The organism is Aquitalea sp. FJL05 (assembly GCF_003852595.1).
GTDB lineage: Bacteria > Pseudomonadota > Gammaproteobacteria > Burkholderiales > Chromobacteriaceae > Aquitalea > Aquitalea aquatilis.
Genome location: NZ_QAJS01000017.1, coordinates 104,913 through 131,828 on the forward strand (window position 1 = coordinate 104,913; position 26,916 = coordinate 131,828).

Consider the following 26,916-nt stretch of genomic DNA (forward strand, 5'->3'; position numbering starts at 1 on the left):
GTGTGCGTGTCAGAGCAGTCGCTCGCCCCAGTGAAGCTTGTGGCGCAGCATGTCGTAGTAGTTGTAACCCACCGGATGCAGGATGCGCAGCGGGTTGCGGTAGCGGCGGATCAGCACGCGGTCCATTTCCATCAGATCGCAATGCGACTGGCCATCGAAGTGAACGCGCGCATCCAGTCCGCGGGTCAGCATGAATTCCACTTCGCAGGAGTCGTTGACGGCGATGGGGCGGTTGTTCAGCGATTGCGGGCAGATCGGCACCAGGGCAATGGCCTGCAGCGTGGGGTGCAGGATGGGGCCGCCGGCAGCCAGTGAATAGGCGGTGGAGCCGGTGGGCGTGGCGACAATAAGCCCGTCCGAGCGCTGGCTGTAGACGAACTGGTTGTCGATGAAGACTTCGAATTCGATCATTGAGCCCACGGCGCCACGACTGAACACGATGTCGTTGAAAGCCAGGGCATTGGCCACTTCGGCATCTTCACGGATGAGCGAGGCCTGCAGCAGGATGCGGTTTTCCGGGATGAAGTTGCCGGCAAGGATGGCATCGATGGCTTCCAGCATTTCATGACGCGGGATGTCGGTCATGAAGCCCAGCCGGCCCTGGTTGATGCCTACCAGCGGTACGCGGTAGGGGGCCAGCACGCGGGCGATGGACAGCATGGTGCCATCGCCACCCAGTACGATGACCAGATCGGCCAGCTTGCCCATGTCGCTGCGTTCGATCAGCAGGTGCGGGCCCGCTTCGGCTGGCGTGGCGCTTTCCTTGTCGACGAACACGGTGATGCCGGCTGCGGCCAGGTGGTCGGCCAGCGTGCGCAGCGACTCCACCACTTGAGGTTTGCTATGTCGTGCCACCAGGCAGACATGTTTGAACAGTCGTTCCATGTGGGCGATTCTACTGCCTTGCGGTCGTTTCGTTCAAAAAAGACTCGTCGCTGCGTTTTTTGCCGGTGGCTTCGAGCGCCTTGAGGTAGAAGCGGATCAGGTCGGCCAGCGAATCTACCCCCAGCTTGCTGAACAGATTGGCGCGGTGTACCTCGATGGTGCGCGGCGACAGGTCGAGCTGGCGGGCGATTTCCTTGCTGGACATGCCGTCGGCTACCAGTTCCAGTACCTCGCGCTCGCGGCCGCTGATGCGGTCCAGCAATTGCATGACTTCCTGGGTTTCTTCTTCCTGCTGCTGCTGGTGAATGCTCATACGAATGCCCTTGCGCAGGCTGTCGATCAGGCGGTTCTGGTCGATGGGCTTGGTCAGGAAATCGATGGCACCGGACTGGAAGGCGCGGCGGCACTGTTCGATGTCGCCATGGCCGGTAATGAATACGATGGGAATGGTGATGCCGCGTTCCACCAGTTTTTCCTGCAGGGCCAGGCCGGTAATCTGCGGCATGCGGATGTCCAGCACCATGCAGCCGATTTCGCCTTCGCTATAGTTTTCCAGAAACTCCATGGCATTGGCGAAAGTCACCGTGCGCATGCCCTGGGCCATGATCAGCAAGGCCAGCGAGTCGCGCACGGCCGGATCGTCATCCACGATGAAAACGGTTGGCATCATGTACTTCATGAAACTTGTTCTCCTGCTACAGGCTGTGCTGTCAATGTGGTAAGTGCGGGGAGGTCGATCACGAATTGCGCGCCGCCTGATGGGCGGTTGCTGGCCAGGATCTGGCCTCCCATATTGTCGATGGCCGTCTGGCAGATGGCCAGTCCCAGTCCCATTCCGTTGGGCTTGGTGCTGAAAAAGGGGTCGAATATCTGGTCTTGCACGGCTGCGGCAATGCCGGGGCCGTTATCGGCGATCATGATACGCACTCGCGTCGCATCCTGCTCGGTGCTGATGATGAGCCGGCCCCAGGGATGGACGCTTTCCATGGCGTCGATGGCATTGCGCAAGATGTTCAGAATCACCTGCTCCAGCTGAATGTTATCAGCATAAACGGCAGAGAGCTTGTCGGAAAAATACTGTTCCAGATGAATATCGTGGCTTTGCAGCTCGTATTCCAGCAAGGCGAGGGTATTGCTGACAGTCTGGTTCGGGTCCAGCAGGCTCTGGTGCTGATTGCGCTTGCTGACGAATTCGCGCAGGCGCTGGATGACCTGGCCGGCGCGCTGCGCCTGCTTGGCTGCGTTCTGCATGGCCCGGCAGACCAGCGGCAGATCAGGGTCTTCTTCCTCCAGCAGGCTGAGGCTGGCCTGGCAGTAGCTGACAATGGCCGACAGCGGCTGGTTGATTTCATGGGCGATGCCAGAGGCCATTTCGCCCATGGTGTTGATGCGCGCCACGCGGGCCAGCTCTTGTTCGTGCTGGCGCAGACGGCGCTCGCTGGCTTCCAGTGCGGCCAGCATGTGCTGGCGGCGCGGGGCAGTGTCGCGCAGGGTGAGTACGGCACCGAGCAGCCGGCCTTGCTGGTCGAATACCGGTGACACGCAGCCTTCCACCAGCAGTTTTTCGCCCGAGCTGCGGGTCAGGTAGCTGCTGTCCGGCAGGTAGACGCTGTCACGAATCTGCAGGGCCTGGGTGAAGGGATCGGTGCTACCGGGCCGGGCAAACTCATGACCGAGGCGTAGTAGCTGACGCACATTCTGGCCGATGACGCTGTGATGCCCCGGTCCCAGCAGCATGCCTGCCGATGGATTGAGGTATTGAATGCGAAAGGCGGTATCGAAGGTGACCACCGCATCGGCAATGGCTTGCAGGGTCACGCTAGCGTGTTCGCGCTCGCGGTGCAGGTGATCCATGGCGCGGCGGCGGATATTGCGCTGGCGCTGCTGCTGGGCAGCCAACAGCCAGAGCAGGTAGCACAGCAGGGTATTGGCGGCCAGGCCCACGGCCAGCAAGGGGGCGGACAGCTGTTGCCATGTCAGTGCCTGATCAAGCTGCAGGCGATAGCCTTCACTGGGCAGGGCTGCTTGCAGCTGGGCGCTTTGTATTGGCAGCAGACTGTTGTCGTTAACGGCCGGGCCGCTGGCCAGCAAGGGGCTAGAGCTGCCGTCGGGTGCCAGTAGCGTGAGTTGCAAGCCGCGGTATTGCGCGGTCGATGTAGCCAGCAAGCCATCCAGTTGCAGGCTCATCAGCAACACGCCTTGCAATTGCTCGCTACGCACCAGCGGGTTGGGCGAGGGCGGGCTGGCACTGTAGCGTGCTTGCAGCAACAGCAGATGCCAGTGCTGGCCGATGCGGTAGGGCGGGCTGAACTGCACCGAGCCCTGGCTGACTGCCTGCTGCAATGCCGGGCCCAGTGTCGGATCGTGCAGCAGGTCGAGCCCTTGCATGGCACGCAGCGCTGCCGGCGGCGAAGGTTCTTGCATCAGCAGCGGCAGGTAGTCATGGCGTGGCGGTGCCGGCACATAGTTGCCGGTGTCCTTGCCTGCTGTGTCGCGGGTGAGCCAGTAGTCGCGGATGGCAAAGGCTTGGCCGCGCAGCTGGCTTTGCTGTTGTTCGAAGCTGGCGCGCTGCTCGGCGCGGATGCGCGGCTGCCAGCCCAGATAGTCGATAAAAGGCTGGCGGGCGGTGGCGAGGCCGGCGAAATCGCGCAGGCCTGGCGTCGGGTCAGCTGCTTGTTGTGGCAGCAGGGTGCTGGCGTGGTCCAGTGTGGCCAGTGCCAGTTGCATGTGCGCGTTGATGTCGGCCTGCAATTGGCTGGTCAGGCCATCCAGTGCCTGTTGCTGGCGCTGCATGGCTTCGTGAACCAGCAGCAGGCCCAGCAGGGCGCAAAGCAGCACATACAAGCCGGCCAGCAGCCATTTGTGGTGGTGGCTGGTTTCCTGTAGCAGCTTCAGGTGTTTGTGTAGCGGGCTGGCTGGTTGTGAGGAGGAAATGGGCTGGGCTGGCATGATGTTGTGGTGTATTGGCCAGTCATGGCAATGCAGCTGTCGACTGTAGCAGCAAGGGCTGCGTAACGCTAATTTGATAGCGGCCCGACCCGCTGTGGCAGCGTGTGGCGGCCGGGCTGCCTGTCGTGGGTTTGCTGCCGGTCATGGCCTGCTTCAGCTGCTTTTCAGCCATTGGGCAAACTGCCGGCGCATTTTCATTTGCTTGGGCAGGATGACCGCCTGGCAATAGGCTTCGTGACCGTGCAGTTCGAAATAGCGCTGGTGGTAGTCTTCGGCCGGATAAAAGTGGCTGGCAGTTTCCAGCGTGGTGACGATGGGCGCAGGGAAGATCTGTTGCTGATCCAGGGCGGCAATGTAGTCGCTGGCAATACGCTGCTGTTCGGCATCGTGACAGAAGATGGCCGAGCGGTACTGGCTGCCGACATCATGCCCCTGGCGATTGAGTGTGGTGGGGTCATGCGTGGCGAAGAACACCTGCAGCAACTGGCTGAAGCTGATGACCTGCTCGTCAAAATCGATCTGTACCGCCTCGGCGTGGCCGGTCTGGCCGCTGCAGACACTACGGTAGTCCTGATTGCTGCTGTGGCCGCCAATATAGCCGGACTGTACCTGTCGCACGCCTTGCAAGGCTTGAAAAATACTCTCAGTGCACCAGAAACAGCCGGCGGCCAAGGTGGCTTTGCTCATGATTTTCTCCTGCGGTAGTGGGTGGTCATGGTTGGTCGGCGTTGTGGGGCTGTGCTTACAGTGTGTGGCTGTTGTGGTACTGCCAGGCTAGCTGCACGGTATTGCGCTGGATGCTTACCGTGTCGGCGATATTGCTGGCGTAACCGCCGGCCATGGTGATGGCCAGTGCCGCGCCATGGCTGGCCACCTGTTGCAGTACCAGCCGGTCGCGCTGTTGCAGTCCGGCCATGCTGAGCGCCAGTTTGCCCAGCCGGTCGCCAGCATAGCTGTCTGCGCCGGCCAGATAAAACACCAGCTCGGGTTGATGTTGTTGCAGCAGTGCCGGCAGATGCTGTTGCAACAGCTTGAGGTAGACATCGTCGCCGGTGGCGTCGGGCAGGTCGATGTCGAGCGAACTGGCTTCCTTGCGAAAGGGAAAATTCTTTTCCCCGTGCATGGAAAAGGTGAATACCCGGGGGTCATCGCGAAAGATGGCAGCCGTGCCATTGCCCTGATGGACATCCAGATCGACCACCAGAATGCGCCGCACCAGCCCTTCTTGCAGCAACAGCTTGGCAGTGACGGCAACGTCGTTGAATACGCAGAATCCGCTGCCCTTGTCATGGTAGGCATGATGGGTGCCGCCAGCCAGGCTGATGCCGCAACCATGCAGCAAGGCCGAACGGGCGGCAGCGATGGTGGCACCCACCGAGCGACAGGAGCGTTCCACCAGCTGCGGCGACCACGGCAGGCCGATTTCACGCCAGGCACGCGCCGGCAGGCTGCCATCCAGTACCTGGGCGACATAGTCGGGGCTGTGCGCCTGCTGCAGCTCCCATGGTGTGGCTGCCGCCGCCGTATCCAGACAGTCGGCGGCGAAACCGGCCACGGCCTCGGTCAGCATCGGGTACTTTTGTGCCGGGAAGCGGTGACCGGCGGGCAAGGGCAGGGGAAACTGGTCGGTGCGGTAAATGTGCATGGGCCGGTCGTCTAGAACAGCTTGACCGGGGCAAAGCGCGGCCGGCTTTCGCCCTCGTGGATCACGGTTTCCAGAAACATGCCGGCCGGACGTGTCCACAGTTGATACTCGCCATACAGGGCGCGATAAGCCACCATCGGTTCATGTGTTTCCGAGTGCAGGCCCAGGCCCAACACCTCGTACAGATTGCCACGATAGTGGCGATAGATGCCGCGAGGGATGTCCATTGCGTGCTCCTTGCCGTCAAAACGCGCCAGCATGGCCGGGTGCGGCCACCCGGTCAACTCCCCTTGCCGTCCCAGTAGTAAACCCGGAAGTCCGTGTCGAGCGCGAAACCATTGCGTTCATACAGCCTTTGCGCCTTGTTGTTGTCATGGGCGGTTTGCAGCATGATGTCGCCGCCGCCCAGCCCCAGAACGTGTGCCTGACATACTTGCAGCAATTGCTTGCTGACACCGCTGCCACGGTATTCGGGAGCGACATAGAGGTCGTGCAGCAGCCAGCTGGGCTTGAGCGTCAGCGAATTGAATCCCGGGTACATCAAGGCAAATCCCACCGGGACACCGGCATCCTCGGCCAGCCACAGCCGCGCCTCGTGATGGCTCAGCCGGGCTTCGAGAAAGGCCAGGCAGTCGGCGGCGGCCTGCTCTACATGATAAAAGGCCAGATAGGCCTGAAACAGCGGCAGGCAGCTGGCGGCCTGGTGTGGTGCCAGGGGGGTGATCTTCAAGGTCATGCATTCGCTCCGGTGCGGTGATTCCGTTACAATAGCGCCCTTTTTTCAGCAGGTTAAGCCATGAATCTGATGCTGGCGCCGATGGAGGGTCTGGTCGACCCCATCATGCGGGATGTACTGACCCGTCTGGGCGGTATCGACTTGTGCGTAACCGAGTTTGTCCGGGTCACCAATGTCTTGCTGCCAACGCGTACTTTTCATCGGTTGGCTCCCGAATTGCTGCATGGCGGCAAGACGCGGGCCGGGACCACGGTGCGGGTGCAGCTGCTGGGCTCCGACCCGGTGTGCCTGGCGGAAAATGCTGCCAAGGTGGCTAGTCTTGGCGCGCCAGGTGTCGATCTGAACTTCGGCTGTCCGGCTCCGACAGTAAACCGCCATCGCGGTGGCGCGGTGTTGCTGACCGAGCCGGAGCTGCTATACCGCATTGTCAGCCAGGTACGGGCGGCCGTGCCGGATGCGATTCCGGTGACGGCGAAAATGCGTCTGGGCTACGAAGACAAGAGCCTGGCGCTGGAGTGCGCTCAGGCACTGGCCAGTGCCGGAGCGGCAGAGCTGGTGGTGCATGCCAGGACCAAGCTGGAGGGCTATAAGCCACCAGCGCACTGGGACTGGATTGCCCGTATCCGTGAGCACGTCACCATACCGGTGATCGCCAATGGTGAGGTATGGACCGTGGCCGACTACCATGCCATTCGTGCGCAGAGCGGCTGTCAGCGAGTGATGATAGGCCGTGGCTTGATTGCGGCACCTGATCTGGCACGGCGAATTGCCACCGACCAGTCGGCCACGCCCATGGCCTGGAGTCTGTTGATGGAGTGGCTGCTCGACTTCTACCAGCAATGCGTGACGGAAGCGGGTGAGTCGCGTTATCCGCCCGCCCGGTTGAAACAGTGGCTGGGGCAGTTGAAGAAAACCTATCCAGAGGCGGCCGGCTTTTTTGAAGTGATCCGGCGTGAGACTTCGGCTGAGAATATTCTCAAGATCATGCGTGATATGTCTGCTAAGTAAATTCACCCATAGTCAATGCCATGGGCAAAGCGATAGGATGATTCCGTGCTTGGTTCTTGGTATGGATCCAGGCGCTGTATAGACCGGATGCCCTCAGCTTCCGGTCGTTACACTTCCCCGATACCCTGTTAGACCCTCCCCTTGTGGGAGGGCTTTTTTATGGCTGTTCACATTTCATCCCCATGTCTTGCAGCTAAGGCTGTCATGGTGTGCTGCTTGCTAACTTGAGCAGCAGCCTTGATCTGGCTCTCATTTCAGCTACACCTCACCGCACTCTATGCATGCTTGGCCCGGCCGGATAGGTTATTGGCGAATGCGATAAACAAAGGCATGCCAAGCGCTATGGCTTGGCTGGTGGGGGGGGGAGCTGGTGTGTGGGTGCGATAGCGGTGGGGATGGCGGTGTATCCAGATAGCGCATGGCTGGCATGCTTGGACTGAGCCGCGGTAGCGGTCAGTTGTCAGCTGCTGTGTTTAGCCGGATTGATGGCTACGCTTGCCCTGCGCTTCTGCTAGGTGGGGTTGTTTACCACAAGACCGGCAGGGCGCCGGTCTTGTGGCGTTGTGCGTTGTGGCTTCAGACAAACTGCACCGGAACAAAGTAGCTGCGACCGGTACGGGACACCAGCACTTGCGGCTGGCCGGCGCGCACTTCGCGAAAGGCGCGCGGCAGGCGGCGCCAGTCCATGAACTTCATTTTGATCAGGCTTTCATCGATTTGCATTTGCATCTTGCTCTCCTTTACGAGACCGGATGGATGACATTGGTCACCACACCCCAGATAAACAGCGCCGCTTCTTCCGACACCTCAATCGGCGCGTAGGCCGGGTTTTCCGGCATCAGAAACAGCCCGCTCGCCGTTTTTTCCAGCCGCTTTACTGTCAGTTCACCATTGATGACCGCTACCACCACCTTGCCGCTGCGGGCCTGCAAGGAGCGGTCGACAATCAGCAGGTCGCCATCGTGGATGCCAGCGTTGATCATGGAGTCACCCTTGACCGTCACCATGAAGGTGCTGGCCGGGTGGCTGACCAGATGGGCGTTCAGGTCAATGTCGGCTTCCTTCAAGTCATCTGCTGCCACTGGCGAACCGGCCGGTACCCGGCTGGCAAACAGCGGCAGGGACAGCTGGCTGAGGGTGTCGGACAGGGTGCGGATATCCTGCGTGTCTGCCGTTTTCACCGAGCGCAGCTGGCGGTATTCGGCCAGCCAGCCTTCCAGCAGGGGGCGCAGTGGTTCCGGCACCCGCATGGCCACGGTCTTGTCGCCACCAAATGCGGATTTGCGCCCTGCGCCATCGCGTTTACCACCTTGGGCCATGCCGGCTTCCTTTGCTGTTGCTGTAATATTGATTGTGTACAAATTCAAATTGCTTGGCAACCTGCATTGGGAAAATGTCTTGTTTTGCCGTGGCTTACTGTGTCATTCCTGTCGCATGTCACTCTGCTGCAACAGCGAAAACCATTGAATGGCAATGCTTTTCGTCAGTGCTGGTGGACAAGGCAGACCAGGGTGATGCCCTTGCTGGCATCAATCGGCTGCGGCAGCGCTGGGGGCGGAAAACAGCAGAAACAGGCCAGCCTGATTGCTGACGCCCAGCTTGGCGTAGAGATTGCGCCGGTGCACTTTGGCGGTATCCAGCGAGATGCCCAGTTCGCGTGCCACCGCCTTGGTGGAGTGGCCGGCCAGCACCAGCAGGGCGACTTGCACTTCGCGCTCGGTGAGGTGAGGTTCACCGCGCTGCCGCAGCGCATCTTCCAGCCGCATCTGGCGTTCGGCCGGGTTGTGACGCAGCTGCTCGGCCAGATAGGCATCCAGCCGGATGGCCTTGCCCATCAGCGGCAAGAGCCAGGGGCTGAACAGCTGGCAGGCGCCGATTTCGGCATTGGTAAAGCGCCGACGGCTGCCCAGCGACAAGGACAACACGCCCTGGCCGGGTATGGGCAGCAGGAATTGCAGCTCGTCGGCCCCGACATTGCGGCTGAAGTACTGACGGAAATACTCGGTGTCACGGAATGAGTCGGGTGCCACATCATCCAGCCGGTACAGGCCGCTGGCCGGCTGCTGCTGGCTGAACGCGTAGAAGGGGTCGATGCGGTAGAGCTGGGCGCGGTAATCAGCAAACAGGTCGGCGGCGGCCAGATTGGCGGCGTGATCGGCCAGGATGTGCGGTGCTTGTTCCGGCTGAAACAGCAGTACCACCCAGGTATCGAAGGTGATGACATCGGCCAGCAGCCGCGCCAGCGCCGGCCAGAAACCGGGTTCGCCCAGTTTTTCCATCAATCGGCCCAGCCTCTGGTGAAAGGCCAGGTCTGCCACTGCAAGCTGCATGTTCATTCCTTTGTTGATGCCGTCCATCTGCCTGGATTGTCCAGATTGCCTGACATGATGCCGCAAGACAGCTTGTGTCTCGCTACCCCGCGGGGGTTAGCCAGCTAACCCATCAAGGCTATGTTGCTTGGGCAGGCCCCTGCCTAGACTGGCCGGCAATGAGTAGCAAGCCTGCCAACGGCCATCGGCCAGTTCCCGGCGCAGGCCTTGCATCCCGACAGGAGAGTAGCACGATGCATGCACGAGATACGGCTTTCTGGACGGCAAGTGCCGCCACCTTGCGGCCTGCCGCCCAGGCTTATATCAATGGCCGGCTGCAAGATGCGGCAGACGGCCGCCAGTTTGCCAGCGTTTGTCCGCATACCGGCCAGACGCTGGCCATGGTGGCACGCTGCGACCGGGCGGATGTTGATGCTGCGGTGGTTGCGGCCCGGCGCAGTTTCGACGCAGGTAGCTGGTCGCGCTGTCATCCGCGTGAGCGCAAGGTGGTGTTGCAAAGGCTGGCACAACTGTTGCGCGACAATGCCGATGATCTGGCCCTGCTGGATTGCCTGGACATGGGCAAGCCCATCTCGGACGCCCTGAATATCGATGTGCCAGCCACGGCAGGCTTGTTCGACTGGTATGCCGAAGCCTGCGACAAGTTGTATGACGAAGTTGCCCCCACCGGGCCGGATGCGCTGGCGCTGGTCACGCGTGAGCCGGTGGGCGTGGTGGCGGCGGTGATTCCGTGGAATTTCCCGCTGGACATGGCGGCGTGGAAAGTGGCCCCAGCACTGGCTGCCGGCAATAGTGTGCTGCTCAAGCCGGCCGAGCAGTCGCCGCTGTCGGCCATCCGGCTGGCACAACTGGCCAGTGAGGCCGGCCTGCCCGATGGTGTGCTGAATGTGCTGCCCGGCTATGGCGAAGAGGCCGGCCAGGCCATGGGCCTGCACCCGGATATCGATTGCCTGTCGTTTACCGGCAGTACCGAAATCGGCAAGCGCTTTCTGGCTTATTCCGCCGCTTCCAATATGAAGATGGTGTGGCTGGAGTGCGGTGGTAAAAGCCCGAATCTGGTGTTTGCCGATTGTGCCGACCTGGACGCGGCAGCGCGCAAGGCGGCCTTTGGCATCTATTTCAATCAGGGCCAGGTGTGCTCGGCCAGTTCGCGCCTGCTGGTGGAATCCAGCATCCACGACTGTTTTGTCGAAAAACTGCTGACTGAAATGGCCGCCTTCCAGCCGGGCAATCCGCTGGACCCGGCAACGCGGCAGGGGACGCTGGTGGATGCCGGCCATACCGCGCGAGTGCAGGGCTTCATTGCCAGCGGCCTGCAACAAGGTGCCAGCCTGCTCTCTGGCGGCGAACGGCTGCACATAGGCAATAGCGATTGCTATCTGCAACCCACGCTGTTCACCGGCGTCACCCCGGACATGCGCATTGCCCGTGAGGAAATCTTTGGCCCGGTGCTGTCGGTGCTGCGTTTCGACAGCGAAGCCGAGGCCATTGCCATGGCCAATGACAGCATCTATGGCCTGGCCGCAGCGGTATGGACCGACCAGCTGCGCCGCGCCCATCGCGTGGCGCGTGCCCTGCGCGCGGGCACGGTGTCGGTGAATACCGTGGATGCCCTCGACCCCGGCGTACCGTTTGGCGGCTGCAAGCAGTCCGGCTTTGGCCGCGACCTGTCCTTGCATGCGCTGGACAAGTTCAGCCAGCTCAAGACTACCTGGATCAGCCTGTAAGCCGGTGCACCCGGCATGGAGACCTCAATGCACAGTAATCAGACCACACGCAGTACCGCCGAATACCAGGCGATGGACGCGGCCCATCATATTCATGCTTTTCTCGATCAGAAAGCCTTGAACGAGGAGGGCGCACGCGTCATCACCCGTGGGCAGGGCCTGTATTTATGGGATAGCGAGGGTAAGAAATACCTGGATGGCATGTCTGGCCTGTGGTGCACCAATGTCGGTTATGGCCGGCCGGAGCTGATCGATGCAGCCACGCGCCAGCTGCAACAGCTGAGCTATTACAACCTGTTTTTCCATACCACCCATCCGGCGGTGCTGGAATTGTCCGAACGGCTGTTTGCCCTGCTGCCGGGGCAGTACAGCCATGTGATCTATACCAATTCCGGCTCCGAGGCCAATGAGGTGCTGATCCGCACCGTGCGTCGCTTCTGGGATGTGATGGGGCAGCCGGACAAGAAAATCTTCATCGGCCGCCACAACGGTTATCACGGCTCCACCGTGGGCAGCGCCTCGCTCGGTGGCATGGCCTTCATGCACGAGATGGGTAATCTGCCCATTCCCGGTGTCGAGCACATTGCCGAGCCTTACTGGTACGCCCATGGCGGCAAGCTGAGCCCGGCCGAGTTTGGCCTCAAGTGCGCGCAGGAGCTGGAGACGAAAATCCTGCAACTGGGCGCGGACAAGGTGGCTGCCTTTGTTGCCGAGCCCTTCCAGGGTGCGGGCGGGATGATTTTCCCGCCGGAAAGCTATTGGCCGGAAATCCAGCGCATCTGCCGCAAATACGATGTGCTGCTGTGTGCCGACGAGGTGATCGGTGGCTTTGGCCGCACCGGCGAGTGGTTTGCCCACCAGCATTTCGATTTCCAGCCGGATACCCTGAGCATCGCCAAGGGGCTGACCTCCGGCTACATCCCCATGGGTGGGCTGGTGCTGTCGCGGCGCATGGCCGAGGCGCTGGTCGCCAAGGGCGGGGTGTTCGCCCATGGCCTGACCTATTCCGGCCATCCGGTGGCCGCCGCCGTGGCGCTGGCCAATCTGGATGTGCTGCAGGGCGAGGGCATGGTAGAGGCGGTGAAGCAGGATACCGGCCCCTATCTGCAAGCCTGCCTGCGCCAGCTATTTGCCGAGCACCCGCTGGTGGGCGACATCCAGGGGACCGGCATGGTGGCAGCCTTGCAGTTTGCCCAGGACAAGAGCAGCCGCCAGCTGTTTGCTGATGAAGATGACATTACCTGGCGCTGCCGCAGCCACGGCTTTGACGAGGGGGTGATCATCCGCTCCACCCATGGCCGCATGATCATGGCACCGGCGCTGGCCATTACCCGCAGCGAAATCGACGAACTGCTGGACAAGACCCGCCGCGCGGTGGACCGCACCGCACAGGAGCTGGGTCTGCTCTAAATTCCGGGCGGCTGCCGCCGCCCTGCCAGACCCTGACAAACGGCCATCCAGAGCCGGCATGACTCATTCCCAGTTGCGCCATTTACCCCGCAGGCCAGCCATGCGCCGGCCTGCGGATTTCGTCACAGGAATATCGGGAGTCCCATCATGAGCCGTAAACCCACCACGCGCCTGCTATTGTCCGGCGCGGCACTCTGTCTCGGCCTGACCGCGCAGGCTGCCGAGCTGCACGTGTACAACTGGTCCGATTATATCGGTGAGCAGACCATCGCCAGCTTCGAGAAACAGACCAGCATCAAGGTCAAATACGATGTCTACGACAGTGACGACACCCTGCAAGCCAAGCTGCTGACCGGCAAGGCGGGCTACGATATTGTCGTGCCCACCTCCAACTACATGGCCCGTCAGGCGGCAGCCGGCATCTACCTGCCGCTCAACAAGGCATTGCTGCCCAATCTGGCCAATCTGGATCCGCAGTTGATGAAGATGATCGCCAGCGCCGACCCCGGTAACAAATACGGTGTGCCATATGCCTGGTTTACCGATGGCCTGGGCCTGAACCTGAATAAGGTGAAGGCGGCGCTGGGCAAGGATGTGGCGCTGGATAGCTGGGATGTGCTGTTCGAGCCGGCCACGCTGGGCAAGCTGAAAGGCTGTGGGGTGTCCATGCTGGATCAGGCCAGCGATGTGTTCGCCATCACCCTGCATTACCTGCACAAAGACCCCAACAGCAAGAACCCGGCCGATTATCAGGCGGCATTCGAAGCCCTGAGGAAGATCCGCCCCTATATCACCCAGTTCAACTCTTCCGGCTATATCAATGATTTGGCCAATGGCGATATCTGCCTTGCCGTTGGCTGGTCCGGCGATATCGGCATTGCCCGCCGTCGTGCGGCCGATGCCGGCAAGCATTACCAGATCAGCTATGTCATTCCCAAAAGCGGGGCACCGTTTTCCGTCGACATGATGGCCATTCCCAAAGATGCGCCCAACCCGGCCGCTGCTCATCAGTGGATCAACCACATCCTGCAGCCGGATGTCGCTGCCGGCATTACCAACAAGGTGTTCTACCCCACGCCCAACCTGCCGGCACGCAAGCTGGTACAAGCGGCCATTGCCAGTGATGGCGGTATTTATCCGTCGCCGGCGGTCATGCAGACACTGTTTCTGTTACAGCCCTTGCCCACGGACATCCTGCGCTTGCAAAACCGGCTGTGGACGCAGTTAAAGACCGGGCGTTGAGCCTGATATTGATGCGGCAGATGGCTGTATTCGTGACGACTGGCGTTGAATCGGCCGCCGACTCAGGGTAGTCTCTGCCCCTTGCTGGCCGACGTGGCCGAGCGGCCGGTCATGCCAAGGTGGCGGTGACGGGTTTATCTGGGGAAGACAATGCGAGTACAGGCGAATCCGGCCGATATCGGTCGTTGTGGTTGTGGACGACGTGATTATTGCGATGGCAGCCATGGTCTGAGTGAAGAGCAATGGCAGGCCAGGCTGGCCGAAGAGCAAAAACAGGCCCAGCAACTGACCGAGCAAGCCGATTTCGGCGACGACTGAGCAGCGTAGCCGCTCACATCGAAACAGCCCGCACATCCTTGCAGATGGCGGGCTGTTTGTTTGGCTACGGTAGGTTGCCGTGGCCAGGCTTATTTCTTCTTGCTGGTGGTGGCTGGCTGCTGCAGATAGCTGGCCATGCCCTGCAGCGAGTCCTGCACGCTGCCCAGGTGTTCCAGCGCCAGGCCTTGCAGCTCTTCCTGTGCCTTGGACAAGATGCCGCAGAATTCGCCGGAACATTCCATGGCCTGGTTGGCATTTTCCTTGGCGATGCTGCTGATCTGGCTGAGTGCTTCTTGCGGCGTTTCGGCCTGGCTCAGTGCTTGCAGCGACTTGGCATAGTTGTCCAGCTGGATGCGGCTGGTGCTGATCTGGAAATTCATCAGTTGCTCGACATTGTTCATCGAAACTTGCAGAAACTTCAGCGTGATATCGAGGCTGGGTTGCTGTGGGAAGCGGGCATTCTTCGGGGCGGATGACATGGGCGTTCTCCTGGGCTGGCGCAGCGGCTTGGGAAATCAAGGGGATGATTCTCAAGGTCATCGCTGCAGCAGCTTGGATGCACGGTAGCGGGCAAACGTTCAGTGCGCTGGCCGCTGCCGGGCCGGCCAGCCCGGCAGATGAAGGGTGTGCAAGCGGAAAAGCCGGCCTTTGGAGTAGTGTTGGTGCCGGTGTTCAGCCCAGGGCGCGCGCGATGAAATTGCGCGGCACACGGGTTTTCGGTACCCGGCCGGCAAACCAGCTGCGTACGTCTTCTTCCAGCCCGATGCCGTGCATGTAGTTGTACAGCGCCTTGTTGAGCGCCTTGCCCATGGCGTCGTGGTCGGTGCCGGTGGGGTCGATGAAGCCGATATCGTTCTTGGCGAAACTGACTGGCGGCAAGGGGCGCAGGCTGACGCCGTATTCTTCCGGGTTCTGCCCCACTGGCGAGTGTACCGTGCAGGCAAAACGGTGAAAGAAGCCGGACTGGATGCAGCCGGTGTCAAACAGCTGGCGCACGTATTCCAGTGCGTCCACCGTGTCCTGCACCGTCTGCGTGGGGAAGCCGTACATCAAATAGGCATGCACCAGCACCCCGGCCTCGGTAAAGCCCTGGGTGACGCGGGCCACCTGTTCCACCGACACGCCTTTTTTCATCAGCTTGAGCAGGCGGTCCGAGGCCACTTCCAGCCCGCCGGAAATGGCGATGCAGCCGCTTTCCGCCAGCAGCTGGCATAGCTCGGGGGTGAAGGATTTTTCGAAGCGGATATTGCCCCACCAGGAAATGGCCACATTGCGGCGCAGCAGTTCTTCGGCCAGCGCGCGCAGCATCTTGGGCGGGGCGGCTTCGTCGACGAAATGGAAGCCGGTCTGGCCGGTTTCGGCAATGATGGCCTCGATGCGATCCACCAGCGTGCTGGCCGAGGCGGTTTCATAGCGTGAGATGTAGTCCAGCGTCACATCACAGAAGCTGCACTTTTTCCAGTAGCAGCCATGCGCCACGGTTAGCTTGTTCCAGCGCCCGTCGCTCCATAGCCGGTGCATGGGGTTGAGCATGTCGAGCAGCGACAGGTAACGGTCGATGGGCAGGCCATCCCAGGTGGGGGTGCCGACCTCTTCGAAAGGGATGTCCGCTTCCATCATATTGATGTAGCGCACCTGGCCATCTTCGCGCACAAAAGTGCGGACCAGCCGCGACACCGAGCGCTTGCCGGCCAGATGCTCCAGCAGGGCTAGCAGCGGCTTTTCGCCATCGTCCAGGGTGATGAAGTCGAAGTAGTCGAATACGCGCGGCTCGGTGAGTTCGCGCAGTTCGGTATTGACGAAGCCCCCGCCCAGCACGGTGCGGATGGCCGGCCAGCGCGCCTTGATGGTCTGGGCGATGCGAAAGGCGGCATACACCGAACCGGGGAAGGGGACCGACAGCAGCACGATGTCCGGCTGATGGCGGGCAATGGCTTCTTCCACCAGTTGTTGCAGTGTGTCGTCCACCAGCGAGGGCTTGCCGGCCAGGGCGTGGGCCAGCGGGTCGAAGGTGGGCTGGCTCATGGCTAACGATTCGGCATAGCGCACGAATTCAAAGCGCTCGTCCACTGCTTCGCGCAGCACATCGGCAATATCGTTCAGGTAGAGCGTGGCCAGATGACGGGCGCGATCCTGCTGGCCCAGTGCGCCAAAAGCCCAGGCCAGCGGGTCGCCACCATAGGGGTCGTCCGGGTCGACATACACTTCCAGCGAGGCAAAGCGTTCACCCTCCGGCAGAAAGTTGCGGCCGCAAATACGGTGGGCCACGGTGGAGTCGCGCCCCTGCAAAAAAGCGATGGCCGGGCCGATGGTGGCCAGATAGCGTTCGAACTGGCCGACAAAGCCGTGCAGCTGGTTGCTGCGTTTTTTCGGTGGAATGGCGTCAATCTGCTGGCGCACCGCTTGCAGACCACTCACGGAAAACAGCCGTAATACCAGTTCTAGCGCCAGGTCTTCCTGAAAGGCGCTGACATCGCGTGAGCGCAAAAAGCCGGTGATATAGGCGGTGGAGGGGTAGGGCGTATTCAGCTGCGTCATCGGCGGGATGAGCGACAGGATACGGGGTGAGCGCGGCGACTCGGCGTGGGTGAACTGCATGACATCCATTTCCTGCGGCGGCGGGTTGGCCACTGCCTTGTACTGCCCGCCGCGCAAGCGTGGCAGGGGCGAAATCATAAAATAATGCTTCAGCTGTTGGCTGCGGCCTGGTTCAGCAACTGGCTGATGGCGGCGGCACTGTCAGGTCGCACCAGTCGGCCTGCCTCCTGCCCATCGTGCAACAGGATGAGGGTAGGCCAGAGCTTGACGGCAAAGGTGCGGCCCAGCCGGCGGCCTTTGCCGTCTTCAATCTTGAGGTGGGCGAGGTCCGGGTGGGCTTGCATGGCAGCGGCCAGCAGGGGCTGCGCCGCCTGGCAGTGGCCACACCAGGGCGCACCGAATTCCAGCAATAGCCAGCCACGCTGGCCGGCCAGCTGTTCGGCACTGGCTTCCTGGTCTTGCGGGGTAAATGCGCTGTGATAGGCCATGGTGGCTTCCTGTCTGCTTGTGCAGCAGGAGGATAGCATTCCTTGGCAAAATCGGCCCGGCTTCCTTGTGCCAAGCAGCGGGCCGGGCCTTGCGCTGATGCGATGTCGCTGACTCAGCCCGCGCTCAGTTGCGCCACCAGCCGGCCCAGAAAGGCATCGCAGGCGGCCAGCTGATCCAGCGCCAGCCATTCGTCCGGCTGGTGAGCCTGGGCGATGTCGCCGGGGCCGCACACCACGGTGGGGATGCCGCAGCGTTCGCTGAACAAGCCGGCCTCGGTACCAAAGGCTATTTTGCGTGGCGGGCTGCTGTCTTGCAGCAGGCCTTGCACAAAGCGCACCACCTCGGCGTCCGGTGGTGTGAGCAGGCCGGGGTAGCTGGTTTTCTCGCTGAAACTGAAACCACAGTCGGCATCCACCGCCTGCATTTCCGGCTGCAATACCTGGGTGGCGTGCTGGCGGATGGCGGCCAGCAGCGGTGCGGGCTGGTCTTGCGGCAGGTGGCGGATTTCAAAGTCGAAATGGCAGCTGGCGGGGATGATGTTGAGGGCGGTGCCGCCCTGCATGGTGCCGACATGCAGGGTGCTGTACGGCACTTCATACAAGGGGTCGAATGGCCCGTGCTGGCGGCGCTGGCGGGCGAGACTGCGGATGAAGCTGACCAGCTCGGCCGCGTACTCCACTGCATTGACGCCGGCTTGCGGGTTGCTGGAATGGCCCTCATGCCCGCGTGCGGTGACGCGCCAGGCGGTCTTGCCCTTGTGCTCGGCCACCAGCTGCATGCGGGTTGGTTCGCCGATGATGCCCATGGCTGGCAAGACCGGCAGGCCGCCCAGCACTTCCAGCAGGCGGCGCACGCCGATGCAGCCGATTTCCTCGTCATAGGTAAAAGCCAGGTGCAATGGGGTGTGCAGCTGGCTGCGTGCCAGTTGCGGCACCTGCGCCAGTACGCTGGCGATAAAGCCTTTCATGTCGGCGCTGCCACGGCCATAGGCGCGGCCATCGCGCACATCCAGCTGGAAGGGATTGCTGTGCCAGTGCTGGCCGTCTACCGGGACCACATCGGTATGCCCGGCCAGCATCACCCCGGGACGGTCGGTGGGGCCGATGGTGGCGTAGAGGTTAGCCTTGCTGCCATCTTCGTTTTCCACGATCTGGCTGCTCACGCCAAAACCGGCCAGATAGTTTTTGACGAAGCGAATCAGCTGCAGATTGCTCAGCCGGCTGGTGGTGTCGAAACCGGCCAGGGTATTCAGCAGGGTGAGGGATTCCATTGGGGTTCTTTCCGTAGCGGGCAGGGAGAGGCCGGAGACTGCCGGCTGTCTTGTTGCCGGGTGCAAGTCTAGCATCTGGCTGTGGTGCCGGGGCTTGGCAGTCTGGTTGACAAGGCGAGTGTAGGTGGTCACAGTAAATACTGAAAATATTATTATTTTTCCAATTGGATCGATAAATATTATGCAATACACCCTGCGGCAATTGGCTTATCTGGTGGCAGTGGCCGACCACGGCAGTGTGACGGCGGCAGCCAATGCGCTGTACACCTCGCAGCCAGGTATTTCCAGCGCCATTGCCCAGCTGGAGGCGCAGTTCGGCCTGCAGTTCTTTATCCGGCACCATGCCAAGGGCGTCTCGCTGACGCCGGCCGGGCAAAGCTTTGTCGCCGCGGCGCGCAATCTGCTGGCGCATGCCGAGGACCTGAGCCAGCACGCCAGTGCGCTCAGTCAGTCCTTGCAGGGCAATCTGGAGCTGGGTTGCTTTACCACCATCGCGCCGATTTTCCTGCCGCGACTGCTGGCGGCCATGCGCGAAGATTATCCGGACATCTCGGTGCGGCTGCACGAAGGGGATACCGAGCAGTTGCAGCAGGCTTTGCTGAGCGGCCAGACTGAGCTGGCCTTGCTGTACGACCTGGACCTGGCACCCAGCCTGTACCGGCAGACGCTGCAGACCGTGCTGCCCTATGTCTTGCTGCCGGCCACGCACCCGCTGGCCGGGCGGGCGGCGGTTTCGCTGCAGGATCTTGCCCCCTTGCCCATGGTGCTGCTGGACTTGCCGCATAGCCGCGAGTATTTCCTGTCGGTGTTTCGCCTGCAGGGGCTGGAGGCGCGGGTGCGCCACAAGACTGTCAATTTCGAGCTGGTACGCGGACTGGTAGCCGCTGGCAACGGCTATGCCTTGCTGAACCTGCGGCCGCAGACGCCGCAAACTTACGCCGGGGATGCGCTGGTGTGCCTGCCCATCGTGGAGGAGGTGCCGGCCTTGAATATCGTACTGGCCTGGCCGCAGGAGTTGCGTCTGACCCGCCGGGCCGAGGCTTTTGTCACGCTGTGCGAGCGCAATATCAGTCGCTTGGGCTGAGCCAGGCTACGGCGCTTTCTTGCATCGTAAAAATCGATGCAGTTGACAGGGTAAAGCTATTTTACCTATTGCCGGACTTGTCCCTAGAGTAAGTCACACAGCCGCCCACCTGGCTGTGCAACTTTCAGGGGATAGTCATGCCTTCATCCATGCGTTTTCCAAGTGTTTTCCTGTACGCCGGGCTACTGTTGGCCCCGGTGCTGTCGGCGGCCGAGCTGACCGTGGTGTCGTTTGGCGGTGCCAACAAGGACGCCCAGCAGAAAGCCTATTACCAGCCCTTTGCCGCCGGCAGCGGCATCAAGGTGGTCAGCGGTGATTACAACGGCGAAATGGCGCGGGTGCGGGCCATGGTCGACAGCAAGCGGGTGAGCTGGGATGTGCTGGACGTGGAGTCGCCCGACCTGCTGCGCGGTTGCGACGAGGGCATGTTCGAGAAGCTGGACTATCGCCGCATCATCAAGCCGGCCGAACTGCTGCCGGGCGCGGCCCAGCCCTGTGGCATGGCGGCTTATGCCTGGAGCACAGTGCTGGCCTACAACGCCGACAAGCTCAAGACGGCTCCGCGTTCCTGGGCTGATTTCTGGGATGTGAAGAAATATCCCGGCAAGCGTGCGCTGCGCAAAGGGGCCAAATACACGCTGGAAATCGCCCTGATGGCCGATGGCGTGGCTGCGCACGATGTATACAAGGTGCTGAACACACCGGCCGGGCTGAATCGCGCCTTTGCCAAGCTGGATCAGCTCAAGCCGTATATCCAGTGGTGGGAGGCCGGTGCCCAGCCGGCACAGTATCTGGCGGCTGGCGATGTGGTGATGAGCTCCGCCTATAACGGACGCATCAGCGCTGCGCAAAAAGAGGGTGGCAAGCAGCTGCAAATGGTGTGGAACGGCAATATCTACGATTACGACTACTGGACCATCCCCAAGGGCAGCGCCAATCTGGATGCCGCTTACAAGTTTCTGGCTTTCGTCAGCCAGCCTGCTGCCCAGGCTGAGTATGTGAAAGGTATCAGCTATGGGGTAAGCCATCGCAAGGCGGCAGCGCTGATCGACAAGGCTATCCTGGCCAACCTGCCCACCGCACCGCAAAACCTGAAGCAGGGCGTGGCCATTGACAGCAGTTTCTGGGTGGATCACGGCGAAAACCTGGAGCAGCGTTTCAACGCCTGGGCTGCACGCTGACGGGATAAACGCAGAAAACCGGCAATGGGGCTTGCCAAATGGCATGGCTGCTTTACAATGCCACCCGTCATTAGGGAGTAGCCGCCCTCCGCATGTGAGAGGGACGTGTGTCAACAGACTTGCCGGTTCCGGCATGGCACACGTGGTCCGAGACTTGGCGAGACTTTTGACCGTAATGCTCTGCATGGCCGGGACGCATTGCGGTCACTCGTTTTCGCGTCCCGGCCATGGAGAATTCTCGATGCAGTCCTTTCTGGTATCCACCGGTGTGGTGGCCCTGGCCGAAATCGGCGACAAAACCCAACTGCTTTCCCTGATTCTGGCTGCACGCTATCGCAAGCCGGTCCCCATCATTCTGGGCATCCTGCTGGCCACGCTGGTCAATCATGCCGGTGCCGGTGGCATCGGTGCCTGGCTGTCTACCGCGCTCAGTCCCAATATCCTCAACTGGGCCGTGGTGGCGTCATTTGCGCTGATGGCCGGCTGGATCCTGATTCCCGACAAGCTGGACGAAGGCGAAATCGTCATGCCCAAGCGGCAGATGGGCGTATTCGCCACCACGGTGTTCGCGTTTTTTCTGGCCGAAATGGGCGACAAGACGCAAGTGGTCACCATTGCGCTGGCGGCCCGTTTTCATGACTTCCTGCCGGTGGTGGCCGGCACCACGCTGGGCATGATGCTGGCCAATGTGCCGGTCATCTACCTGGGTAGCCGCTTCGCCGACCGTCTGCCTACCAAGGCCGTACACATCATTGCATCCATCATTTTCCTGGTATTGGGCGGGCTGGCGCTGGCCAATGCCATCAATGGAAACCAGCTGCTGGGCTGATCAGGCTAGGTTATTTCGGCTAGGTCATTCACGATGAACGCCGCCACGGTTTGCACCGGGCGGCGTTTTTTTGATGGTCGGCTGCGTTTTATCAGGCCAGCAGGCTGGCCAGGTTGCTGGTGGATTGCTGCATTTGCGCCAGCGTGGCATTCAGCGTGGTGTATTGCTGCACGTAAGAGCTGCGCAGCGCATCCAGATTGGTCTGGATTTCGGTCTGGTGGTTGGTTTCGTCAGTCACGCTCTGGTTCAGATCGTTCTGTTTGGTGGTTACGATGCCGGTTGGCCCCAGCAGATTGTTGATGGTGGTGTTGAAGCGGTCGGCAAAGCCGGTGCTGCTGCTATTGCCGAACAGATTGGCCACGGCAGTCGGGTTGCTGGTCAGCGCCTTGTTGAAGGCGGTCTGGTCCAGTGCCAGGGTGCCGTCTTTTTGCAGGGAAATGCCGACCTGCGAGAGATAGGCATAGGAGCTGGCGGCATTCACGCCGGCCACCTGCGTCTGCAGCACCGAGCTGAGCTGGTCCTGAATCGATAGCAGTGAGTCGTCGCCCTTCATGTCGCTACTGAAGGCGCTGCTGGTGGTGCTGTGCACCTTGTTATAGGCATCGACAAAGCTTTGCAGGCTGGAGGCGATGCCCGAGGTGTCCTGGCTCATGCCGATGGAAACCTGCCCGGTTTTTTCCAGGTTGACGGTTGCGCCGCTAATGACCCCGGTCACGCTATTGCTGCTGGATGAAACATTGACGCCGTTGACGGTCATCAGGGCATCGCTGGCGGCAAAGGATTCGGTCGCCGCGGTACTGCTTTGCCGTAGTCCGGCCAGGGTATTGCCGCTGGTGTTGCCACTGTCGCTGCCGCCAGCGGTGACGCTGAAGGCATTGGCCGAGCCGGAGTTGGCCGAGGCGATCACCAGCGAGTAATTGCCGTTGTACTGCACGATGGAGGCATTGACGCCGGCATTGGCACTGTTGATGGCATCGGAAATGTTTTGCAGGCTTTCGCCACCACTGCCGCCGTTGTTGAGGTTTACCGTGGTGCTGGTGCCGGCCACGCTGAAGGTGAGCGAGGCGGGGACGCTACTCAGTGCAGTGGTGGCGCTGCTGATGGACTGGCCGGTACTGTTCTGGTCGAACACCAGTTGACGCGACTGGGCCAGTTTGCTGACATCCAGCTGGTAGCTGCCGGCAATGCCGCCGGTGCTGGTGGCCACGCTGGCAATCGTGCTGTCTGATGTGGTGGCTTTGTAAGTTTGCAGGAAGGCACCGGATGACAGGCTGCTGACCGAGGTTTGCAGCGCAGACAGGGCGGAGCTGATCTGGCCCATATCGCTCAGATCGGTCTTGTAGGTGGAGACCTTGTTCTGGCTGTCGGTCAGCGGCTGCTGTTCCACGGTCATCAGCTGGCTGACGATGGATTGCACGTCTAGCGGGCCGGCGGTGGTGGTGATGGATGCTGCGGTCATGCTGTTCTCCCTGCGGCCTGCGGCTGAATCCGGCCTGCCTTGATATGCTCTGCTGGCATTATCGACGGGAAAGGCCTGCCGCTTGATGGCAAAACAGGGTTAAACAATGTTGCCGAATGTTAAGGCTGTCACACAGCGTCATGATCGCCTGCGGCGGCCTGCGTGCTCTGCTATTTGCTGGATGTGGCCAGTAGCCCGGACAGATTGCTGGTGGATTGCTGCATTTTGGCCAGCGTGGCGTTCAGGCTGGTGTACTGGTGCAGATAGTCGGCCTGTTTGCTGCTGACTTTGGTTTGCAACTGCGTCTGGTGCGTGGTTTCGTCGCTGACGTTCTGGCTCAGGTCTTGTTGTTTGGTCACGATGATTCCCGCAGGTCCCAGCAAATTGTTGATGGTGCTGTTGAAACGGTCGGCAAAGCCGGTATTGCTGCTGTTGCCGAACAGGTTGGCCACGGCCGCAGGCTTGCTGGCCAGCGCCTTGCTGAAGCTGCTCTGGTCCAGCGCCAGGGTGCCGTCTTTCTGAATGGCAATGCCCACCTGGGACAGATAGGCATAAGAGCTGAGCGGGTCGGCACCGCTGACCGGGGTTTGCAGTACGGCGCTGAGCTGGCTGCGGATCGAGGTGAGCGCGGCATCGCCTTTCAGGGTGCCGGCTGCAGCGCTGCCGATGGCGGTTTGCACCTTGTTATAGGCGTCGACAAAGGCTTGCAGGCTGCTGGTGATGCTGCTGTTGTCCTGGGTCATGCCTATGCTTGCCTGACCGGTTTTTTGCAGCAGGACCGAAGCGCCGCTGATGACATCGTCCAGGGTGTTGCTGCTGGAGGAGACGTTGATGCCATTGACAGTCAGCGTCGCATCGCTGGCATCGTTTGATTCGCCGATGGCGGTGTTGCTCTGCACCAGGCCAGCCAGGGTGTTGGTGGCGGTTTCATCCACACTGCTGTCGCTACCGCCGGCCGTGATGCTGAAAGCGTGGTCGGAGCCGGATTCGGCCGCAGCAATTACCAGCGAATAGCTCCCCTTGTATTGCACGATGGAGGCATTGACGCTGGCATTGGCACTATTGATCTTGTCGGCGATGTTTTGCAGGCTGACACTGGCTGGCGTGGTGGCCGTGGTTGTCGAGCTGTCGCTGCTGGCCGTTGCGCTACTGGCGGCATCGCGCAGTTGCACGGTTGTGCTGCTGCCCGCCACTTCGAAGGTCAGTGCGTCCGGCACGTTGTCCAGTGGGCTGTTGGCGCTGCTGATGCTTTGCCCGGCGGCGGTCTGGTCAAACACCAGTTGTCGTGGTTTGGCCAGTTCGCTGATGTCCAGCAGGTAATTGCCGGCTGCGCCATTGCCACTGGCATGGACGGTGGCCACCGTGGGGTCGGAGCTGCTGGCCTTGAGGGTGTGCAGGAATGCGCCCGACGACAGGCTGCTGACCGAGGTCTGTAGCCCTGACAAGGCCGAGCCGACCTGGCCGATATCGCTAAGCTTGCTATTGAAGGAGCTGATCTTGCTCTGGCTGCTGGAAAGCGGCTGCTTTTCAACAGTCATCAGCTGGCTGACGATGTTTTGCACATCCAGCGGGCCGGCGGATGTGGTGATGGACGCGGTGCTCATCGGGTCGGTAACTGCCTTGTGCGTGACGGTGGGCTGTGCGGTCAATTATCCGCGACCGGCCGCTGCTTGCCGCTGCTGGTTCAGGTCAAAAAATGTTTGCTTTTGCAAACAAGGTAAAGAGGCGTAAGGATAGTGGCCGGATCGGCGCTGTTGCGTCTGGCAGAAGGATGGCGAACGGCAGGAGGAGGGTGGTATGACAACAAGAGCCGGGTGTAACGCCGGCTCTTGTTGTCATACTATGCGCGGTCGGCAGGTTGCAGACCGCGTGGAAACTCAGATACCCAGTTTGTCACGCAGCGAATAGTACCAGGCACCGATGGCGGTGAAGGGTACACGCATCAGCTCGCCGCCCGGGAAGGGGTAGTGCGGCAGGGTGGCAAAGGCGTCGAAGCGTTCGGCCTGGCCGCGCAGTGCCTCGGCCATGATCTTGCCCGCCAGATGGGTGTAGGTGACACCATGGCCGCTGCAGCCTTGCGAGTAATAGATGTTGTCGCCAATGCGGCCAACCTGCGGCAGGCGCGACAGCGTCAGCAGGAAGTTGCCGGTCCAGGCGTAGTCGATCTTTACCTTGGCCAGTTGCGGGAATACCTTCAGCATTTTCGGGCGGATGATGGCCTCGATATTGGCCGGGTCACGTGCGCCGTACACCACGCCGCCACCGAAAATCAGCCGTTTGTCCTGGCTCAGGCGGTAGTAGTCGAGCAGGTAGTTGCAGTCTTCCACACAGTAGTCTTGCGGCAGCAGGCTGGCAGCCAGTTCGTCGCCCAGCGGCTCGGTGGTGATCACCTGAGTGCCGCAAGGCATGGATTTGGCGGCCAGTTCCGGCAGCAGATTGCCCAGATAGGCATTGCCGGCCACCACCAGGAATTTCGCCTTGACCCGCCCTTGCGGTGTGCTCACCACGGGTTGCTGGCCGCGCTCAATGCTCAGTGCCGGGGATTGCTCGTAAATCACGCCGCCCAGCGACTCCACCGCAGCGGCTTCGCCCAGTGCCAGGTTCAGCGGGTGAATATGGCCGCCGCTCATGTCCAGCATGCCGCCCACGTAGCTGTCGGTGGCCACGATGCCGCGCATGTCATCCTTGCCCAGCATTTGCAGCTGGCGGTGGCCATAACGCTCCCACAAGGCTTTTTGTGATCGCAGATGGCCCATCTGCTTTTCGCTCAGTGCAGCAAACACGCCGCCGTCTTTCAGGGCGCAGTCGATGCCGTAGCGGGCGACCCGCTCGCGGATGATGCGGCCGCCTTCGAAGGCCATGTCGCCCAGCAGTTTGGCTTGCTTGCTGCCCACCGTGCGTTCGATCACATCGATGTCGCGGCTGTAGCTGTTGACGATCTGGCCACCATTGCGGCCGGATGCGCCAAAACCAACCCTGGCGGCCTCCAGCACGGTGACCTTGAAACCGTTTTCCAGCAGGAAGAGTGCAGTGGACAGGCCGGTATAGCCGGCACCGATAATGCAGACGTCGGTTTCGATTTCGCCTTGCAGGGCCGGGCGCGCAGGCACCGGATTGGCAGAGGCGGCGTAGTAGGATTCGGGGTAGCTGGTTTGTGGCATTTCGTTAAACTTTTCGTTTAATATTTTGCACATGCCAGCTGATTCTAGCGCAGGGTGGCTGCGTTTGCCAAATTATTTGATCAAATGTTTGGTGGTGGGCGCTAATGGTGACGACGTGCCGAAGCTGAGTCAGCATCCGGCAAGCGGACGCTGACAGTGTGCTTACTTATTGTGTTCGTGTCCGCCTACGGTTTCCTTCACCTGATGCTTGGTGCCGGATGCGGACTTTTTCCGGTGCTGCTGCTTTTTGTGTGTGCCCTGTTTTTTGATCTTGTCCTGATCTGCCTTCCAGGCTTTTACTTCGCTGGCAGTCGGGGATTCCTGGTGCAGCTTGTTGGCGAGGGCGGGGCCGGCCAGCAGTACTCCAGCTACAGTCCATGCAATCAGTTTCATGATGGTTTTCCTGAGTAAAAGACTTGGGTGGGCTAGGGATGTCCGCAAGAGGACACGAGCCAGTCTATGAACTCCCATCGTGGCGAATAAGGGATGCATTCTTAATAAAATTGCTCTTGTTTCTTCTTGTCGCCAGGGAATTTTCTTTAGCGCAGAGGGGCTGTGTCAGTTGCCCGCTCGGCAGCTGAGGACGTTGGTATTTTGCTGTTTGCGGCAGGTCGAAATTGTCATCTGCCTTGGGTAAAGTGAGGCCGGGCGGGAT

At 61.0% G+C, this 26,916-nt stretch carries 26 protein-coding genes and 1 riboswitch; of the genes, 8 read left to right on the forward strand and 18 right to left on the reverse strand.

All coding sequences use genetic code 11. The annotated features are described in order from the left end of the window. Nucleotides 1-9: 9 nt before the first annotated feature. The 7 genes from DBR44_RS16065 to DBR44_RS16095 all read right to left on the reverse strand — a co-directional run bounded on the left by DBR44_RS16065 (nt 10) and on the right by DBR44_RS16095 (nt 6,215). Nucleotides 10-885, reverse strand: coding sequence for an NAD kinase (locus DBR44_RS16065; protein ID WP_124645027.1), 876 nt, complete (start codon nt 883-885; stop codon nt 10-12). A 10-nt stretch (nt 886-895) separates the two neighbouring features. Further along, entirely contained in the window at nt 896-1,564 is a 669-nt protein-coding gene (locus tag DBR44_RS16070) for a response regulator transcription factor (protein WP_124645028.1), read from the reverse strand. Then, nucleotides 1,561-3,834: an ATP-binding protein gene (locus DBR44_RS16075; protein WP_124645029.1), complete on the reverse strand. Its 2,274-nt coding sequence runs from the start codon at nt 3,832-3,834 to the stop codon at nt 1,561-1,563. Before DBR44_RS16075 ends, DBR44_RS16070 begins: the two co-directional genes overlap by 4 nt. Before the next feature lie 153 nt (nt 3,835-3,987). Next, the gene (msrA, locus tag DBR44_RS16080; protein ID WP_124645030.1) at nt 3,988-4,521 is read right to left on the reverse strand and encodes a peptide-methionine (S)-S-oxide reductase MsrA; all 534 of its coding nucleotides are present in this window, start codon (nt 4,519-4,521) and stop codon (nt 3,988-3,990) included. A 55-nt stretch (nt 4,522-4,576) separates the two neighbouring features. Further along, on the reverse strand, nt 4,577-5,479 hold the full coding sequence (locus DBR44_RS16085) for a histone deacetylase (protein ID WP_124645031.1): 903 nt from the start codon (nt 5,477-5,479) through the stop codon (nt 4,577-4,579). An 11-nt stretch (nt 5,480-5,490) separates the two neighbouring features. Next, complete coding sequence (locus DBR44_RS16090; protein ID WP_103523958.1) at nt 5,491-5,706, reverse strand: DUF1653 domain-containing protein; 216 nt, start codon at nt 5,704-5,706, stop codon at nt 5,491-5,493. 53 nt (nt 5,707-5,759) lie between these two features. Continuing rightward, nucleotides 5,760-6,215 (reverse strand): N-acetyltransferase, encoded by a 456-nt coding sequence (locus tag DBR44_RS16095; RefSeq protein WP_124645032.1) that lies wholly within the window; start codon nt 6,213-6,215, stop codon nt 5,760-5,762. Nucleotides 6,216-6,275: 60 nt separating this feature from the next. On the opposite strand from DBR44_RS16095, the gene DBR44_RS16100 reads away from it, so the two are divergent. Next, on the forward strand, nt 6,276-7,223 hold the full coding sequence (locus DBR44_RS16100; protein WP_124645033.1) for a tRNA-dihydrouridine synthase: 948 nt from the start codon (nt 6,276-6,278) through the stop codon (nt 7,221-7,223). 576 nt (nt 7,224-7,799) lie between these two features. On the opposite strand, the gene DBR44_RS19530 is transcribed toward DBR44_RS16100, so the two are convergent. The 3 genes from DBR44_RS19530 to DBR44_RS16110 form a co-directional block, all read right to left on the reverse strand. Then, nucleotides 7,800-7,952: a hypothetical protein gene (locus tag DBR44_RS19530; RefSeq protein WP_158604626.1), complete on the reverse strand. Its 153-nt coding sequence runs from the start codon at nt 7,950-7,952 to the stop codon at nt 7,800-7,802. Between the two features lie 11 nt (nt 7,953-7,963). Further along, nucleotides 7,964-8,404, reverse strand: coding sequence for a translesion error-prone DNA polymerase V autoproteolytic subunit (locus DBR44_RS16105; RefSeq protein ID WP_342773795.1), 441 nt, complete (start codon nt 8,402-8,404; stop codon nt 7,964-7,966). Nucleotides 8,405-8,752: 348 nt separating this feature from the next. Then, the gene (locus tag DBR44_RS16110) at nt 8,753-9,553 is read right to left on the reverse strand and encodes a helix-turn-helix transcriptional regulator (RefSeq protein ID WP_124645035.1); all 801 of its coding nucleotides are present in this window, start codon (nt 9,551-9,553) and stop codon (nt 8,753-8,755) included. Nucleotides 9,554-9,786: 233 nt separating this feature from the next. On the opposite strand from DBR44_RS16110, the gene DBR44_RS16115 reads away from it, so the two are divergent. From DBR44_RS16115 to DBR44_RS19535, 4 genes are all read left to right on the forward strand, one after another. Then, nucleotides 9,787-11,280 carry an aldehyde dehydrogenase gene (locus DBR44_RS16115; protein WP_124645036.1) on the forward strand — a complete coding sequence of 498 codons (1,494 nt, stop codon included), beginning with the start codon at nt 9,787-9,789 and terminating at the stop codon, nt 11,278-11,280. Nucleotides 11,281-11,307: 27 nt separating this feature from the next. Continuing rightward, a complete protein-coding gene (locus tag DBR44_RS16120; protein ID WP_124645037.1) occupies nt 11,308-12,690 on the forward strand; it encodes an aspartate aminotransferase family protein in 1,383 nt (460 codons plus the stop codon). A gap of 147 nt (nt 12,691-12,837) precedes the next feature. Then, a complete protein-coding gene (locus DBR44_RS16125) occupies nt 12,838-13,932 on the forward strand; it encodes a polyamine ABC transporter substrate-binding protein (protein ID WP_124645038.1) in 1,095 nt (364 codons plus the stop codon). Between the two features lie 150 nt (nt 13,933-14,082). After that, on the forward strand, nt 14,083-14,250 hold the full coding sequence (locus DBR44_RS19535; protein ID WP_158613635.1) for a hypothetical protein: 168 nt from the start codon (nt 14,083-14,085) through the stop codon (nt 14,248-14,250). An 89-nt stretch (nt 14,251-14,339) separates the two neighbouring features. Here DBR44_RS19535 and DBR44_RS16130 read toward each other — a convergent pair whose 3' ends face one another. The 4 genes from DBR44_RS16130 to argE all read right to left on the reverse strand — a co-directional run bounded on the left by DBR44_RS16130 (nt 14,340) and on the right by argE (nt 18,547). Next, the gene (locus DBR44_RS16130) at nt 14,340-14,729 is read right to left on the reverse strand and encodes a phasin family protein (protein WP_124645039.1); all 390 of its coding nucleotides are present in this window, start codon (nt 14,727-14,729) and stop codon (nt 14,340-14,342) included. Nucleotides 14,730-14,922: 193 nt separating this feature from the next. Further along, nucleotides 14,923-16,788, reverse strand: a complete 1,866-nt coding sequence (locus DBR44_RS16135) for a radical SAM protein (RefSeq protein ID WP_199731083.1) — start codon at nt 16,786-16,788, stop codon at nt 14,923-14,925. A gap of 149 nt (nt 16,789-16,937) precedes the next feature. Next, nucleotides 16,938-17,276, reverse strand: a complete 339-nt coding sequence (locus tag DBR44_RS16140; protein ID WP_124645040.1) for a thioredoxin family protein — start codon at nt 17,274-17,276, stop codon at nt 16,938-16,940. Between the two features lie 113 nt (nt 17,277-17,389). Further along, the gene (gene argE, locus DBR44_RS16145; RefSeq protein WP_124645041.1) at nt 17,390-18,547 is read right to left on the reverse strand and encodes an acetylornithine deacetylase; all 1,158 of its coding nucleotides are present in this window, start codon (nt 18,545-18,547) and stop codon (nt 17,390-17,392) included. A 181-nt stretch (nt 18,548-18,728) separates the two neighbouring features. On the opposite strand from argE, the gene DBR44_RS16150 reads away from it, so the two are divergent. The 3 genes from DBR44_RS16150 to DBR44_RS16160 all read left to right on the forward strand — a co-directional run bounded on the left by DBR44_RS16150 (nt 18,729) and on the right by DBR44_RS16160 (nt 21,641). Next, nucleotides 18,729-19,631, forward strand: coding sequence for a LysR family transcriptional regulator (locus DBR44_RS16150; RefSeq protein ID WP_124645042.1), 903 nt, complete (start codon nt 18,729-18,731; stop codon nt 19,629-19,631). A 137-nt stretch (nt 19,632-19,768) separates the two neighbouring features. Continuing rightward, nucleotides 19,769-20,812, forward strand: a complete 1,044-nt coding sequence (locus DBR44_RS16155; RefSeq protein ID WP_199731078.1) for an ABC transporter substrate-binding protein — start codon at nt 19,769-19,771, stop codon at nt 20,810-20,812. 60 nt (nt 20,813-20,872) lie between these two features. Beyond that, nucleotides 20,873-21,049, forward strand: a riboswitch (yybP-ykoY riboswitch). A gap of 4 nt (nt 21,050-21,053) precedes the next feature. Continuing rightward, a complete protein-coding gene (locus DBR44_RS16160; protein ID WP_124645043.1) occupies nt 21,054-21,641 on the forward strand; it encodes a TMEM165/GDT1 family protein in 588 nt (195 codons plus the stop codon). Nucleotides 21,642-21,732: 91 nt separating this feature from the next. Here the strand turns inward: DBR44_RS16160 and fliD (DBR44_RS16165) are convergent, their stop codons facing one another. The 4 genes from fliD (DBR44_RS16165) to DBR44_RS16180 form a co-directional block, all read right to left on the reverse strand. After that, nucleotides 21,733-23,100 carry a flagellar filament capping protein FliD gene (gene fliD, locus DBR44_RS16165; RefSeq protein ID WP_124645044.1) on the reverse strand — a complete coding sequence of 456 codons (1,368 nt, stop codon included), beginning with the start codon at nt 23,098-23,100 and terminating at the stop codon, nt 21,733-21,735. Between the two features lie 170 nt (nt 23,101-23,270). Next, nucleotides 23,271-24,749, reverse strand: a complete 1,479-nt coding sequence (gene fliD, locus DBR44_RS16170) for a flagellar filament capping protein FliD (protein ID WP_233578619.1) — start codon at nt 24,747-24,749, stop codon at nt 23,271-23,273. Between the two features lie 228 nt (nt 24,750-24,977). Continuing rightward, a complete protein-coding gene (locus DBR44_RS16175) occupies nt 24,978-26,261 on the reverse strand; it encodes an FAD-binding oxidoreductase (RefSeq protein ID WP_124645045.1) in 1,284 nt (427 codons plus the stop codon). Nucleotides 26,262-26,423: 162 nt separating this feature from the next. Further along, nucleotides 26,424-26,654, reverse strand: a complete 231-nt coding sequence (locus tag DBR44_RS16180) for a hypothetical protein (RefSeq protein WP_124645046.1) — start codon at nt 26,652-26,654, stop codon at nt 26,424-26,426. Nucleotides 26,655-26,916 lie beyond the last annotated feature (262 nt).